Source organism: Jannaschia formosa (assembly GCF_003340555.1).
In the GTDB taxonomy this organism is placed as follows: domain Bacteria; phylum Pseudomonadota; class Alphaproteobacteria; order Rhodobacterales; family Rhodobacteraceae; genus Jannaschia; species Jannaschia formosa.
Window position 1 is genome coordinate 138,251 of sequence record NZ_QPLJ01000001.1, and the last position, 13,292, is coordinate 151,542.

A 13,292-nucleotide genomic window follows, 5' to 3' on the forward strand; every position below is an offset into this window, starting at 1 on the left:
AATCCGTCCGCGCAGTTGCCGCGCCGCGGCGATGCCGTTACGAAATCGTGACGAAGACCCGAGGGGACCCCGCATGGCCGACTTCAAGAAGATCCTCATCGCCAATCGCGGAGAGATCGCGATCCGCGTGATGCGCGCCGCCAACGAGATGGGCAAGCGCACCGTCGCGGTCTACGCGGCCGAGGACAAGCTGGGCCTGCATCGCTTCAAGGCCGACGAAGCCTACCAGATCGGCAAGGGGCTCGGTCCCGTCGCGGCCTATCTGTCGATCCCCGAGATCATCCGCGTCGCCAAGCTGTCGGGTGCGGACGCGATCCATCCCGGCTACGGCCTGCTGTCCGAGAACCCTGCCTTCGTCGATGCCTGCGACGCCGCCGGGATCGCCTTCATCGGCCCGAAGGCCGAGACGATGCGCAAGCTGGGCGACAAGGCCAGCGCCCGGCGGGTCGCCATCGAGGCGGGGGTGCCCGTCATCCCCGCGACCGAGGTCCTGGGAGACGACATGGACGCCATCCGCAAGGAGGCCGCCGAGATCGGCTATCCGCTGATGCTCAAGGCCAGCTGGGGCGGCGGCGGGCGCGGGATGCGCCCGATCCTGTCCGAGCGTGAGCTGGAGGAGAAGGTCCGCGAGGGCCGCCGCGAGGCCGAGGCCGCCTTCGGCAACGGCGAGGGCTATCTGGAAAAGATGATCCAGCGCGCCCGCCACGTCGAGGTGCAGATCCTCGGCGACAGCCAGGGCAACATCTACCACCTCTACGAGCGCGACTGCTCGGTCCAGCGCCGCAACCAGAAGGTCGTGGAACGCGCCCCGGCCCCCTACCTGTCGGACACGCAGCGCGAACAGCTCTGCAACCTCGGCAAGAAGATCTGCGAGCATGTGAGCTACGAATGCGCGGGAACCGTGGAGTTCCTAATGGATATGGACTCGGGCGAGTTCTACTTCATCGAGGTGAACCCCCGCGTCCAGGTCGAGCATACCGTCACCGAGGAAGTGACCGGCATCGACATCGTCCGCGCCCAGATCCTGATCGCCGAGGGCAAGTCGCTGGTCGAGGCGACCGGCATCGCCACGCAATACGACGTGGAGCTGTCTGGCCACGCGATCCAGTGCCGGGTCACGACCGAGGACCCGCAGAACAATTTCATCCCCGATTACGGCCGGATCACGACCTATCGCTCGGCCACGGGCATGGGCATCCGGCTCGACGGCGGCACGGCCTATTCGGGCGCGGTCATCACCCGCTACTACGACTCGCTGCTCGAGAAGGTCACCGCCTGGGCGCCCACCCCCGAGGCGGCGATCAAGCGGCTGGACCGGGCCCTGCGCGAGTTCCGCGTGCGCGGCGTCTCGACCAACATCGCCTTCGTCGAGAACCTGCTGAAGCACCCGACCTTCCTCTCGAACGAGTACACGACCAAGTTCATCGACGAGACGGAGGAGCTCTTCGACTTCAAGCCGCGCCGCGACCGGGCGACGAAGATCCTGACCTATATCGCCGACATCTCCGTCAACGGACATCCCGAGACGGAAGGCCGCCCCCGGCCCCCCGCCGACGTGCGCACCCCCGTCGTGCCCGAGCTGCTGGCCGACACGCCGCCCGATGGCACCAAGCAGATCCTCGACCGCGAGGGGCCGAAGGCGCTGGCCGACTGGATGACGGCGCAGGACCGGCTTCTGCTGACCGACACGACGATGCGCGACGGGCACCAGTCGCTGCTGGCGACGCGGATGCGCTCCATCGACATGAAGCTGATCGCGCCGGCCTATGCGGCGAACCTGCCGCAGCTCTTCAGCGTCGAGTGCTGGGGCGGCGCGACCTTCGACGTGGCCTATCGCTTCCTGCAGGAATGCCCCTGGCAGCGCCTGCGCGACCTGCGCGCGGCGATGCCGAACCTCTTGACGCAGATGCTGCTGCGGGCGTCCAACGGCGTGGGCTACACCAACTATCCCGACAATGTCGTCGTCAGCTTCGTCAAGCAGGCCGCCGAGACAGGGATCGACGTCTTCCGCGTCTTCGACAGCCTGAACTGGGTCGAGAACATGCGCGTCGCCATGGATGCGGTGATCGAGACCGGGAAGGTCTGCGAGGGCACGGTCTGCTATACCGGCGACCTGCTCGACCCCGACCGCGCCAAGTACGACCTGAAATACTACGTCTCGATGGCGAAGGAGCTGGAGGCGGCGGGCGCCCATGTGCTGGGCGTGAAGGACATGGCGGGCCTGCTGAAGCCCGCCGCCGCGCGCCAGCTCATCCGCGCGCTGAAATCCGAGATCGGCCTGCCGGTCCACTTCCACACCCACGACACGGCGGGCATCGCCTCCGCCACGATCCTCGCCGCCGCCGAGTCGGGCGTGGACGCCGCCGACGTGGCGATGGACTCGCTCTCGGGCAACACCAGCCAGGCCACCTTCGGCACCATCGTCTCGGCGCTCCGCGGCCAGGACCGCGACACCGGCATCGACATCGCCGCCGTGCGCCGGATCGACGACTACTGGGACGCCGTCCGCGCCCAGTACGTCGCCTTCGAGAGCGGCATGCAGGCCCCGTCCTCCGAGGTCTACCTGCACGAGATGCCGGGCGGACAGTTCACCAACCTCAAGGCGCAGGCCCGCTCCATGGGGCTGGAAGAACGCTGGCACGAGGTCGCGCAGATGTATGCCGACGTGAACCGGATGTTCGGCGACATCGTGAAGGTCACGCCCTCCTCGAAGGTGGTGGGTGACATGGCGCTGATGATGGTCGCGCAGGGCCTGACCACGGCGCAGGTTGCCGACCCGAAGACCGAGGTCAGCTTCCCCGAAAGCGTGGTCGACATGATGAAGGGCAATCTCGGCCAGCCCCCCGGCGGCTGGCCCGCCGACATCCAGAAGAAGGTACTCAAGGGCGAGAAGCCGCTGACCGACCGTCCCGGCAAGCACCTGAAGCCCGTCGACCTGGAGGCCATCCGCAAGGAGGCCGAGGCCAAGATCGGCGAGCCGCTCGACGACGAGGACCTGAACGGCTACCTGATGTATCCCAAGGTCTTCACCGACTACGCGCTGCGCCACCAGACCTACGGCCCCGTCCGCGCCCTGCCGACGCCGGTCTTCTTCTACGGGATGGAACCGGGCGACGAGACCCATGCCGAGATCGACCCCGGCGTGACCCTGGAAATCCGCTGCGTCGCCATGGGCGAGACCTCGGAGGAGGGCGACCGCCGCGTCTTCTTCGAACTCAACGGCCAGCCCCGCGTCATCCGCGTTCCCGACCGCCGCGTCGCCGGGACCAGCGTCAAGATGCCCAAGGCCGAGACGGGCAACCCCGACCATGTCGGCGCGCCGATGCCGGGGGTCGTCGCCTCGGTCGCGGTCGGCGTGGGCGCGAAGGTCAAGCAGGGCGACCTGCTGCTGACCATCGAGGCGATGAAGATGGAGACCGGTCTGCATGCCGACCGGGACGCGACCGTCACCGCGATCCACGTCATGCCCGGGGCCCAGATCGACGCCAAGGACCTGCTGGTGGAGCTCGGCTGACCGGCAGGATCGTCCGCGCGCCGGCGGCAGTCCGGCGCGCGGCGCCTGAACGTTTCCCGGTTCGCCACGGGACGGCCCCGAAACCGGCCCGGCCCGCCATCTTCTTGCCGCGTCTTTCGTCTATGCCTGTCCGCGACCAACTGTGGACAGTACCGATGAACGATTTTTTCAGAAGTCTCGCGTCCTTCCTGAAGGGCACGGCGGGCGCGGTGACGGTCGACTACGTGGTGCTGACGGCGGCCGCGACCGGCGTGGCTGTCGCCTCGTCGGACGTGGTCCGCGACGGGCTCCGCGCCCTCGCGGCGACGGTGAACTCGGAATCCACGGGCGAAGAGATCGACGACCCCGCCAATGTCGGGCGCGTCTACCGGGAAAGCTTCGCCAACGGCGCGCCCGGCTGGGAGGGCGGCGACACGATCGAGATCGACGGGCGCATGTCCCTCGGGCCCATCGGCGGCGGCGAAGGCGGCGAGAGCATGCGGCGCGAATTCCTCCTCGAGGACGGCCTTCCCTACACCACGATCGATTTCAACATGTTCGCGATGGACTCGCTCGACGACGAATCCGGGTACATCTATCTCGGCGGCCAGATCGTCGGCGAGGTCCGCAAGAACGCGGACGAGACCGTCTTCATCGACTACGACATCCCGGGTGTCGAGATCACCGGAACCATCGTCCAGGATCGCGAGGCGATCGGCGGCCAGTCGGGCGCCGACCGCTGGTGGCGCGACAGCGAGATCGCGGTCTCGATCAAGTACAACCGCCCGGACCCCCATCTGACGCTCGGCTTCGGCTCGAACGCCGACCAGGCCAGCCACGACGAGTTCTTCGCGGTGCAGGACATCGTGGTGACGGGGCTGCACGATCCCGACGCGGAATAGCCCCGCGCCCCCGGCACCGCGCCTTGGCCCGTCGCCATCCGGGCGACGCCGAAGGCGCCCCATTCCCCCTCAGTAACCGCGACCGGCCCGGCCTCCCCTCGCCCCGCCGCGCGATGTGGAGAGCGCCCCGGACCCTGCCCTGGCGCCGGACGACGATCCCGATGCGCGTCCCTCTGCCCGGCAGGCCCGGCCGTTCCAAGACTTCCCTGCGACCCGCGATTTTCCTCTTGCAGCCCCTCCGCCGCTCCCATACATCGCCTCTACCGAAACGGGGCGGGCGTAGCTCAGGGGTAGAGCATTACCTTGCCAAGGTAAGGGTCGTGAGTTCGAATCTCATCGCCCGCTCCAATTCGGTCCTTCCTTCCAGGCTGCTCCTCCGACTGCGCGCGCAAAACGCGCGACGTCCGTCGCCGCCCCTCGCCCTCAGCCGACGCAGCCCCCGCCTGCGCAAGCCCCGCTCCTTCAGAACAGGATCACGTTGTCGACCCCCAGGACCGGCGCGCCCTCGATCCGTGCGACCAGCAGCGGCGCGTCCTCTCCGTCCCGCCCGTCCGCGTCGATCCGGAACTCTCCGTCCTGCCGGGAATAGAGCACCGTCCCCTGCCGCAGCGCCGCCTCGATCTGCCCCCGCGTGACCGCGCGAATGTCGACGCTGCCGGAGCCCAGCCCGAACAGCCGGTCGTCCAGCGCCAGCCGGTCGCCCGCCTCGAAGTCGAGGATCGCCATCGTCCCGTCCAGCCCGCCCCGCAGGAAGGCGAAGCTGTCCGCGCCCTCCCCGCCCCGGACCACGTCCGCGCCGCCCCCGCCGACGATCACGTTGGCGCCCGCATTGCCGGTGATCTCCGTATCCGTGCCGTCGCCGATCACCCGCAGGTCGGCCGCACCCAGCAGCGTGACGCGCTCGATCTCCTGCCCGCGCAGCCTGACATCGACCGTCGCCCGGATCTCGTCCGTGCCGCCCGCCCGAGCCTCGATGGCCCGGTCGCCCCGCGCGTCGAAGACGAAGACGTCGTCCCCGGCCCCACCCCGCATCAGGTCCGCCCCGGCCCCGCCATCGAGCGTGTCGTCCCCGCCACCACCCGACAGCGTGTCCGCCCCGTCGCCGCCCGACAGGATGTCCGCGCCCGCCCGCCCCTCCAGCGAGTCGTCCCCGCCGAGCCCGAGCAGGTAGTCCGCCCCCGCGGCGCCGGTCAGCGTCCGCCCGCCCGAATCGCCCTCTTCCCGCCCCAGGACGATCGACAGCGGCCCGCCCTCGTGGAAACCCAGCGCTGCGTCGGAGGCGATCGCCCGCAGGCTCTCGGCATAGCGCGGCGAGCCATGCTCGACCCCGAAACCCGTCAGGGACGCCCCCGTGTTCGGCTGGTGCTGCAGGTCGATCGGCCCCAGATCGCCCGAGGGGTGGATGTTCCCCCGCAGCGCCTGGACGTTCAGCGCCCCCGAGGTGAAGGGAAAGCGCACCGGGTCCTCGGAATGCGCGATGTCAATGAAGTCCTCGGTCGCCGTCAGCGCCACGCCGCCCTCGGTCGAGACGAAGGCGGGATCGAAGTCCGCCTCGAACGCCTCGGGCCCCTCGATCACCCCCGGCGGAATCCCGGCCGAGCCGAGCGAGATAACCAGCAGGTCCGTCTCGACCCGCGCCGCGTCGAAGGCAGCGAACATGGTCGCGACCGAGCCGCCCAGGCTGTGGCCGGCGAAGACCATCAGCCCGATCCCGTTCGCCGCGTCGTTGGCGTAGTCCACCGCCGCCTCCACCCAGGGCCGGTGCAGCGCGTAATGCGTGCCCAGCCCCTCGGGCCTGAAGGTCTGTCCCCGGATCGCGGCCAGCGTGTCGTCGGAATCGGTGCCGCGCGCGGTGTAGAACAGCGTGGTCCGGCCCGCGATCTCTCCCTGCACGATCAGCGCCTCGGCCGTGCCCCCCGGGGCGAAGGGACCGCCCCTGGCCAGCAACCCGCCGGCCTGCACCTCGCGCGAGGGCAGCAGCGCGCGCAGCCCCACCGGCAGGACCGTCCAGTCCTCCTGCCGCTCCGCCGCGATATGGCCGCCGTAGTCGTCGTCCCAGCCGTTGTCGGGCCGCCCCCGGAAGGCCGCCCCGATATCGGTCTCGCCATCCACCGTGTCCGTCAGGAAGGCCGCCATCTCGACCTCTGCGGCATGCGTCGCGATCGTCTTCTGCATCGGCCCGCCCTCCAGTTCGCGCAGCCCCAGGCTAGGCGACCGAGGCCGCTCCGCCAAGGACGGCCTGCCCTTCCCCGCCGCGCGGCGGTCCGCTATCAGGCCCCGACGCCAAGCAGGAGGCCCCGATGCGCCGCGCCACCATCGCCCGCAAGACCGCCGAGACCGACATCTCGGTCACGCTCGACCTCGACGGGACGGGGACCTACGACAACGACACCGGGGTCGGCTTCTTCGACCACATGCTCGACCAGCTCGCCCGCCACGCGCTGCTCGACATGACCGTCCGCTGCTCGGGCGACCTGCATGTCGACGACCACCACAGCGTCGAGGACGTGGGTATTGCGCTGGGCCAGGCGCTGACGCAGGCGATGGGCGACAAGCGCGGCATCCGCCGCTACGGCCATTGCTACCTGCCGATGGACGACGCGCTGGTGCGCGCAGCGCTCGACCTCTCGGGCCGGCCGTTCCTCGGCTGGGACGTCCCGATGACCGCCCCACAGATCAAGGGTTTCGACACCGAGCTCGTGCGCGAGTTCTTCCAGGCCTTCGCCACCCATGGCGGCATCACCCTGCATGTCGACGGGCTGCGCGGGGTCAACAGCCACCACATCGCCGAGGCGACATTCAAGGCCGTCGCCCGCGCGCTGCGCGACGCGCTCGACACAGACCCGCGCAAGGCCGACGCGATTCCGTCGACGAAGGGCAGCCTGTGACCACGGTCCTCATCGACTACGAGAGCGGGAACCTCCACTCCGCCCAGAAGGCGTTCGAGCGGATGGCGCGCGAGACCGGGGCCGGTGAGGTCCTCGTCACCAGCGACCCCGACGCCGTGGCCCGCGCCACCCGCGTCGTCCTTCCCGGCGACGGCGCCTTCCCCGCCTGCCGCCGCGGCCTCGCCGCGATGGCGGGGCTGGAGGAGGCGCTGCGCGACACCGTGCGCCGCGGGACCCCGTTCCTCGGCATCTGCGTCGGCATGCAGATGCTCGCGACGCGGGGCCTTGAATACGAGACGGTGGAAGGCTTCGGCCTGATCGCGGGCGAGGTTACGCGCATCGTCCCCGACAACGCCGCGATGAAGGTGCCGCATATGGGCTGGAACGACCTGGTCGTTACCGGCGCCCACCCCGTCCTCGACGGCATCGCGACCGGCGACCACGCCTATTTCGTACATTCCTACGCGATGCAGGTCGCCGATCCGGCCGACCGGCTGGCTTACGTCGACTATGGCGGCGACGTCACCGCCATCGTCGCCAAGGACAACGTCGTCGGCACCCAGTTCCACCCGGAGAAGAGCCAGCGCACCGGCCTGCGCCTCATCGCGAACTTCCTGACCTGGAATCCCTGATGCACGCGCCGCAGGAGCAGACCGCCGGGGGCCGCGCCGGCCCCGCTCCTTCCGGCCCGACGCGACACGCCTCGCCCCGGACATGCAGGACGACCCGTTAACTCCCTGTCAAGGTTAACGCGCCGCCCCCGTCTTCCTGTGGCCGGAAATACTCCGGGGGGAGCCGAAGGCGGGGGGCAGAGCCCCCCTCCCCGCCCGACCCCGGGCACGAACTCTACTGGATCTTCACCCAGGTCTGCCGCGCGCAGAGCAGCCCGCCGGCGATGCAGCCGCGCAGCGCGAGTTGGTTGCCCTCCAGCTGGACCTTCCCGAAATAGACCTTGTCGTTCGACGGCCGCCAGACGCGCCCCTCGTAGGCCCCGCCGCCCTGCGCCGCCATGTCCCGGACGATCTGCTTGCCGATATTCGGAGAGCTGTACTCGCCCTCGGCGTTGAACGTCCGCGAGATGGTGCCGCAATAGTTCCCGCCGCAGGGCGCGATGGTGACATAGGCGAAGGACCCGTCGTCGACCTCGGTCTGCCAGATGCCCTCGATCGGATCAGCCGAGGCGGCGGCGGCGAGGCCCAGGGCCGCGACGAGCGCGAATGCGAAGCGTTTCATGGATGATCTCCTCCCGTGAGTCACCCGACGGTGGCGCGCCTCCGGCGCGACTGGCAAGTGTGACGTTTCGGCATTTCCCCCCGCGCGGCGATACGGCAGAAGCGGGCCGGACCCGAGCGACAGGAGCCCGCGCCATGATCCTCTACCCCGCCATCGACCTGAAAGACGGCCAGGCCGTGCGCCTCGTGCACGGCGAGATGGACAGCGCCACGGTCTTCAACGACGACCCCGCCGCGCAGGCGCTGGCCTTCCAGCAGGCGGGCTGCGAGTGGGTCCATCTCGTCGACCTGAACGGCGCCTTCGCGGGCCGGCCCGTCAACGGCGCGGCGGTCGACGCGATCCTGAGCAAGCTCTCCGTGCCCGCCCAGCTCGGCGGCGGCATCCGCGACATGGCGACCATAGAGGGCTGGCTGCAGAAGGGCCTCGCCCGCGTGATCCTCGGCACGGTCGCGGTCGAGAATCCCGATCTCGTGCGCGAGGCCGCCCGCGCCTTCCCCGGCCGCGTCGCCGTCGGCATCGACGCCCGAAAGGGCATGGTCGCGACCAAGGGCTGGGCCGAGGCGACGACCGTAACCGCTACCGACCTCGCCCGCCGCTTCGAGGACGCGGGCGTCGCCGCCATCGTCTACACCGATATCGACCGCGACGGCGCGATGGGCGGCCCCAATGTCGAGGCGACCGACGCGCTGGCCCGCGCCGTCTCCATCCCCGTCATCGCCTCGGGCGGCGTCTCGTCGCTCGCCGACCTCCTGGCGCTGAAGGCCAAGGGCACCATCGCCGGCGCGATCTCCGGCCGCGCGCTCTACGACGGCGCCATCGACCTCGGCGAGGCCCTGCGCGCCCTGCGCGGATGAGGCCGCCGCGCCTCGTCCTTGCCGCGGCCGCCGCGCTGGCGGCTTTCGCCGCCACCCACGTCGCGATGCGCCTTCTGCTCCACGCCTACGCCTGCCGGACCCCCGCCGCCTGGTGGCCCGACTGGGCCTGGCGCTGCCTCGACCCCGGCATCCGCGCGGTCCAGTCCCTGACCCGCCTCGGCTGGGACACCGCGCTTCCGCTCTTCGCCGCCGTCGCGGTCTTCCTCGCCATCGGCCTGACGCGGAAGGCCTGACCGTCGCGCATTGCCCCCCTCCCCCGGCGCGGCTACACCCGCGCCCATGCTGAAGACGCGCATCATTCCCTGCCTCGACGTGGCCGACGGCCGCGTGGTCAAGGGCGTCAACTTCGTCGACCTGATCGACGCGGGCGACCCGGTGGAGAGCGCCCGCGCCTACGACGCCGCGGGCGCGGACGAGCTCTGCTTTCTCGACATCCACGCCACGCACGAGAATCGCGGCACGATCTACGACCTCGCCACCCGCACGGCCGAGGCCTGCTTCATGCCGCTGACCATCGGCGGCGGCGTCCGCACGGTGGACGACGTGCGCAACCTGCTGCTCGCCGGGGCCGACAAGGTCAGCTTCAACTCCGCCGCCGTGGCCGACCCCGATGTGCTCAGCCGCGCCGCCGACCGCTTCGGCAGCCAGTGCATCGTCTGCGCCATCGACGCGAAGACGGTCGCCCCCGGCAAGTGGGAGATATTCACCCATGGCGGCCGCAAGCCCACCGGCATCGACGCCGTGGCCTTCGCGAAGACCGTCGCGCAGAAGGGCGCCGGAGAGATCCTGCTGACCTCGATGGACCGCGACGGGACGAAGTCGGGCTTCAACCTTGCCTTGACCCGCGCCGTCTCGGACGCAGTGCCGATCCCGGTGATTGCCAGCGGCGGCGTCGGCACGCTCGACCACCTCGTCGAGGGCGTGACCGAGGGCGGCGCCTCGGCGGTGCTCGCCGCCTCGATCTTCCATTTCGGCACCTACACCATCGCCGAGGCCAAGGCTCACATGGCTGCGGCCGGAATTCCGGTAAGGCTCGAATGACGCATCCGCTCGACCGCCTCTTCGCCACCGTCGAGTCGCGCAAGGGCGCGGACCCGTCGGCAAGCTGGACCGCCAAGCTGCTGGCGAAGGGACCGGAGAAATGCGCCGAGAAGTTCGGCGAGGAAGCCATCGAGGCGATCATCGAGGCCGTGCGCGACGACAAGGCGGCGCTCACCTCCGAGGCCGCCGACGTGCTTTTCCATCTCTGCGTGATGCTCGCCGCCCGCGACGTGCCGCTCTCGGACGTGCTTGCCGAACTCGACCGGCGGGCCGGCATCTCCGGCCTCGCCGAGAAGGCCGCCCGGGGCGACTGACAAGGCCCACGGGCATTCCTGGGACCGCTCTGGGTCAGCGCCCCACCGCCCGGCCAGGGGAGCGGATCAGGACGTCACGCGACACCGATCCGGCACGACGAATGACCTTCGGAGGGAAAGGGATGCAAGACGACGCTCCGGGTGCGGAACCATTGCGCCGTCTTGCGCGTTACCAGACCAGCCAACCTGCAAACAGGCTGTTCCGGTAACGATCCAATATTAGGGCAACTGGGCGGGCGCGTCCACTGTGTTAACAATTGTTGGCGTGTTCGCCCCGACCTGTCCCCGATCGGCTACAGCCGCGACGACAGGATGCCGGTGGCGAAGCCCGCCTTGCGCAGCTCGCCGAACAGGCGTTGATGCTCGATCTTTGGGCAGCGATCTTCCACGAAGTCGATGCCCGCAGCCGCGCACATCTCGCGCGCCTCGGGGCTCGTGACGCCTATCTGCAGCCAGACGCAGGACAAATCCGGCAGCAGGCGCAGCGCCTCCTCGACCAGTCCGGGCACGGCCTCGGGCTTGCGGAAGACGTCCAGCACGTCGACCGGCCCCTCGATCTCGGCCAGGCTGGCAACGACGGTGCCCCCGAAAAGTTCGGTTCCGGCGGCTTTGGGGTTGACCGAGACGATCCGATACCCCCTGCGATGCAGATACCGCGCGACATAATTGCTCGGCCGGATCGGGTCCGGCGAGACGCCGACGCAGGCAAAGCTCTTCGCCCGAGTCAGGATCGCGCGCAGGAAGGAATCTGTCGGGGCCTGGGTCATGGGCGGCAGGAGAACAGGACTCCGCCGCCGTTGAAAAGGCCCGATTCGCGTGGCCCCGGGACGGCGACGAAAAAAGGGCCCGCAGCGTGATGCTACGGGCCCGAGGTGTGGAACGAGGGACAGTGAACCGGGGATGGGAGTTCCAAATGCCATCCCCCACAGGTACAAGGAAAACGTGCCACCCCGGCGGGGGTTCCGGTTTGGCGCGATTTTTTTTTCCACAGGCCTGCCGGCGGTGCCGCGGTCAGTCGAAGATGTCTTCGATCCCGTCCCGGATCTCCTCGACCAGCTTCTGCAGAAACCCCTTCCGCTTCTTCCGCTTCCCGGCCTTGCGTGGCGTCAGCCTCACGGGATGCGCGGGCCTCGGATGCCGCGCCGCCGCCTCGGCCTGAACGGGCCGCAGCGGCTTCATCGCCGTCAGCGCCGCCCCGCAGAAGGCGCAGGCCAGCGCGTGCCCGTCCCGCGCCGTCGGGCGAAGCGTGGTGCGCGTGCCGCAATAGCAGCAGGTCGCCAGCTTCAGTTCAGCCATCGCGGCCTTCGCGCATCGCGAACAGCGCGACGGCGGCGGCGTTCGAGACGTTGAGCGATCCGAAGGCCCCCGCCGGGTCGATCCGCACCATGCGGTCGCAGAGGCTCCGCGTCCGCTCCCGCAGCCCCGGCCCCTCGGCGCCCATCACGATTGCCGTGGGCGTGGTGCGCAGCGTGGCGGCGGCCTCCGACAGCGTCTCCGGCGCCTCCCCGTCCAGCCCGACCGTGACGTAGCCCAGGTCGCGCAACGTCTCCATCGCGTCGCCCAGGTTGCCCACGCGCAGATAGGGCTGCCGCTCCAGCGCGCCCGAGGCGGTCTTGGCCAGCGCGCCGGTCTCCGGCGCCGAATGCCGCGTCGGCGCGATCACGGCCCGCGCGCCGAACACCTCGGCCGAGCGCAGGATGGCCCCCGCATTGTGCGGGTCCGTCACCCGGTCCAGCAGCACCAGAAGCGGCGCCCCCTGCCCCGGCCGCGCAAGGTCGGCCAGCCTGCCCCAGTCGAGCGGCTTCACCTCCAGCGCGGCGCCCTGATGGACCGATCCGGGGTCGAGCGGCACCGGGAACTTCCTCGGGTCCGCGATCTCCGGCTCCATGCCCGAGGCCGCCACCGCGTCGCCGAGCCGGTCGGCCGCGTTCTTCGTCAGGACGAGACGCAGCCGCTCCCGCATCGGATTGGCCAGCGCGTCGCGCACGGCATGCAGCCCGAACAACCAGACGGTGGCCTGCGCCGCCGCGCGGCGGCCCTGTTCCTTCTCGACGACCCATCTGGGTTTCTGCGCCATTCTCGTCACCCGTGGATCACCCGTAGATCACCCGTGTATCACCCGTCGGTATTCCGGCCACAACAGCGCTTGACCCTACCCGGTGCGGCTAGTAGCACGCCGCCCAGTGGGCGACAGGCCGCAAGGTGTGGCAGGGGACTGTAACTCCCTCGAGGCGACTCACGCCTGGTTCGATTCCAGGGTCGCCCACCAACTCTCTCGAAAGGTTCGGTTTTCCCCTTCGGGGACCAGCGGCGTCCCGCGCAACCCCTCGGCCGTCGCAGCACCGGACCTGTCCCGGTCCCGCAGGCTGCCGTGGCTCCCCGGACGTGGCCGCGACAGCATCACGACCTCGAGCGCCAGCCGGCCGAACCGGCTCCGCTCCGCCCCCGCCTTTCGGCGAAGGCATTGGGCCGGATCGCGAAGGCAGTCTCGTAACCAACTGATTTACATCCGATACACACCGATGTCCGGAATGGACCCATGCTCC

At 69.9% G+C, this 13,292-nt stretch carries 13 protein-coding genes and 2 tRNA genes; 10 read left to right on the forward strand and 5 right to left on the reverse strand.

Features of this window, described 5'->3' with window-relative positions:
- Positions 1–73 precede the first annotated feature (73 nt).
- The 3 genes from DR046_RS00750 (at position 74) to DR046_RS00760 (ending at position 4,743) form a co-directional block, all read left to right on the forward strand.
- A complete protein-coding gene (locus DR046_RS00750; RefSeq protein ID WP_115378957.1) occupies positions 74–3,514 on the forward strand; it encodes a pyruvate carboxylase in 3,441 nt (1,146 codons plus the stop codon).
- A gap of 155 nt (positions 3,515–3,669) precedes the next feature.
- On the forward strand, positions 3,670–4,395 hold the full coding sequence (locus tag DR046_RS00755) for a hypothetical protein (RefSeq protein ID WP_115378959.1): 726 nt from the start codon (positions 3,670–3,672) through the stop codon (positions 4,393–4,395).
- A 273-nt stretch (positions 4,396–4,668) separates the two neighbouring features.
- Positions 4,669–4,743, forward strand: a tRNA-Gly gene (locus tag DR046_RS00760).
- 114 nt (positions 4,744–4,857) lie between these two features.
- Here DR046_RS00760 and DR046_RS00765 read toward each other — a convergent pair.
- Positions 4,858–6,570, reverse strand: coding sequence for a hypothetical protein (locus tag DR046_RS00765; RefSeq protein ID WP_115378961.1), 1,713 nt, complete (start codon positions 6,568–6,570; stop codon positions 4,858–4,860).
- A 125-nt stretch (positions 6,571–6,695) separates the two neighbouring features.
- Here DR046_RS00765 and hisB point away from each other — a divergent pair, with 125 nt between their 5' ends.
- Positions 6,696–7,283, forward strand: coding sequence for an imidazoleglycerol-phosphate dehydratase HisB (gene hisB, locus DR046_RS00770; protein WP_115378963.1), 588 nt, complete (start codon positions 6,696–6,698; stop codon positions 7,281–7,283).
- Positions 7,280–7,915: an imidazole glycerol phosphate synthase subunit HisH gene (gene hisH, locus DR046_RS00775; RefSeq protein WP_115378965.1), complete on the forward strand. Its 636-nt coding sequence runs from the start codon at positions 7,280–7,282 to the stop codon at positions 7,913–7,915. Before hisB ends, hisH begins: the two co-directional genes overlap by 4 nt.
- A 214-nt stretch (positions 7,916–8,129) precedes the next feature.
- Here hisH and DR046_RS00780 read toward each other — a convergent pair whose 3' ends face one another.
- A complete protein-coding gene (locus tag DR046_RS00780; protein ID WP_115378967.1) occupies positions 8,130–8,516 on the reverse strand; it encodes a DUF2147 domain-containing protein in 387 nt (128 codons plus the stop codon).
- Between the two features lie 134 nt (positions 8,517–8,650).
- Between DR046_RS00780 and hisA the strand changes: the two genes are divergently transcribed.
- The 4 genes from hisA to DR046_RS00800 are packed head-to-tail and all read left to right on the forward strand — an operon-like array spanning position 8,651 to position 10,746.
- Positions 8,651–9,370, forward strand: a complete 720-nt coding sequence (hisA, locus tag DR046_RS00785; RefSeq protein ID WP_115378969.1) for a 1-(5-phosphoribosyl)-5-[(5-phosphoribosylamino)methylideneamino]imidazole-4-carboxamide isomerase — start codon at positions 8,651–8,653, stop codon at positions 9,368–9,370.
- Positions 9,367–9,624 (forward strand): hypothetical protein, encoded by a 258-nt coding sequence (locus DR046_RS00790; protein WP_115378971.1) that lies wholly within the window; start codon positions 9,367–9,369, stop codon positions 9,622–9,624. The genes hisA and DR046_RS00790 overlap by 4 nt, the downstream gene beginning before the upstream one ends.
- Positions 9,625–9,670: 46 nt before the next feature.
- Positions 9,671–10,432 carry an imidazole glycerol phosphate synthase subunit HisF gene (gene hisF / locus DR046_RS00795; RefSeq protein ID WP_115378973.1) on the forward strand — a complete coding sequence of 254 codons (762 nt, stop codon included), beginning with the start codon at positions 9,671–9,673 and terminating at the stop codon, positions 10,430–10,432.
- A complete protein-coding gene (locus DR046_RS00800) occupies positions 10,429–10,746 on the forward strand; it encodes a phosphoribosyl-ATP diphosphatase (protein ID WP_115378975.1) in 318 nt (105 codons plus the stop codon). Before hisF ends, DR046_RS00800 begins: the two co-directional genes overlap by 4 nt.
- Before the next feature lie 293 nt (positions 10,747–11,039).
- Here DR046_RS00800 and DR046_RS00805 read toward each other — a convergent pair whose 3' ends face one another.
- The 3 genes from DR046_RS00805 to rlmB form a co-directional block, all read right to left on the reverse strand.
- Positions 11,040–11,513: a CoA-binding protein gene (locus DR046_RS00805; protein WP_115378977.1), complete on the reverse strand. Its 474-nt coding sequence runs from the start codon at positions 11,511–11,513 to the stop codon at positions 11,040–11,042.
- Positions 11,514–11,757: 244 nt separating this feature from the next.
- The gene (locus DR046_RS00810; protein WP_115378979.1) at positions 11,758–12,042 is read right to left on the reverse strand and encodes a hypothetical protein; all 285 of its coding nucleotides are present in this window, start codon (positions 12,040–12,042) and stop codon (positions 11,758–11,760) included.
- Positions 12,035–12,823 carry a 23S rRNA (guanosine(2251)-2'-O)-methyltransferase RlmB gene (rlmB, locus tag DR046_RS00815; protein WP_115378981.1) on the reverse strand — a complete coding sequence of 263 codons (789 nt, stop codon included), beginning with the start codon at positions 12,821–12,823 and terminating at the stop codon, positions 12,035–12,037. The genes DR046_RS00810 and rlmB overlap by 8 nt, the downstream gene beginning before the upstream one ends.
- 108 nt (positions 12,824–12,931) lie before the next feature.
- Between rlmB and DR046_RS23450 the strand changes: the two genes are divergently transcribed.
- Positions 12,932–13,015: transfer RNA gene (locus tag DR046_RS23450), tRNA-Tyr, on the forward strand.
- Positions 13,016–13,292: the final 277 nt, after the last annotated feature.

What these genes read in the sequence shown, in the direction of transcription:
- DR046_RS00750 (WP_115378957.1), top strand. Translation starts at nt 74, where the DNA reads ATGGCCGACTTCAAGAAGATCCTCATCGCCAATCGCGGAGAGATCGCG.
- DR046_RS00755 (WP_115378959.1), top strand. Translation starts at nt 3,670, where the DNA reads ATGAACGATTTTTTCAGAAGTCTCGCGTCCTTCCTGAAGGGCACGGCG.
- DR046_RS00765 (WP_115378961.1), bottom strand. Translation starts at nt 6,570, where the DNA reads ATGCAGAAGACGATCGCGACGCATGCCGCAGAGGTCGAGATGGCGGCC.
- hisB (WP_115378963.1), top strand. Translation starts at nt 6,696, where the DNA reads ATGCGCCGCGCCACCATCGCCCGCAAGACCGCCGAGACCGACATCTCG.
- DR046_RS00780 (WP_115378967.1), bottom strand. Translation starts at nt 8,516, where the DNA reads ATGAAACGCTTCGCATTCGCGCTCGTCGCGGCCCTGGGCCTCGCCGCC.
- hisA (WP_115378969.1), top strand. Translation starts at nt 8,651, where the DNA reads ATGATCCTCTACCCCGCCATCGACCTGAAAGACGGCCAGGCCGTGCGC.
- DR046_RS00790 (WP_115378971.1), top strand. Translation starts at nt 9,367, where the DNA reads ATGAGGCCGCCGCGCCTCGTCCTTGCCGCGGCCGCCGCGCTGGCGGCT.
- hisF (WP_115378973.1), top strand. Translation starts at nt 9,671, where the DNA reads ATGCTGAAGACGCGCATCATTCCCTGCCTCGACGTGGCCGACGGCCGC.
- DR046_RS00800 (WP_115378975.1), top strand. Translation starts at nt 10,429, where the DNA reads ATGACGCATCCGCTCGACCGCCTCTTCGCCACCGTCGAGTCGCGCAAG.
- DR046_RS00805 (WP_115378977.1), bottom strand. Translation starts at nt 11,513, where the DNA reads ATGACCCAGGCCCCGACAGATTCCTTCCTGCGCGCGATCCTGACTCGG.
- DR046_RS00810 (WP_115378979.1), bottom strand. Translation starts at nt 12,042, where the DNA reads ATGGCTGAACTGAAGCTGGCGACCTGCTGCTATTGCGGCACGCGCACC.
- rlmB (WP_115378981.1), bottom strand. Translation starts at nt 12,823, where the DNA reads ATGGCGCAGAAACCCAGATGGGTCGTCGAGAAGGAACAGGGCCGCCGC.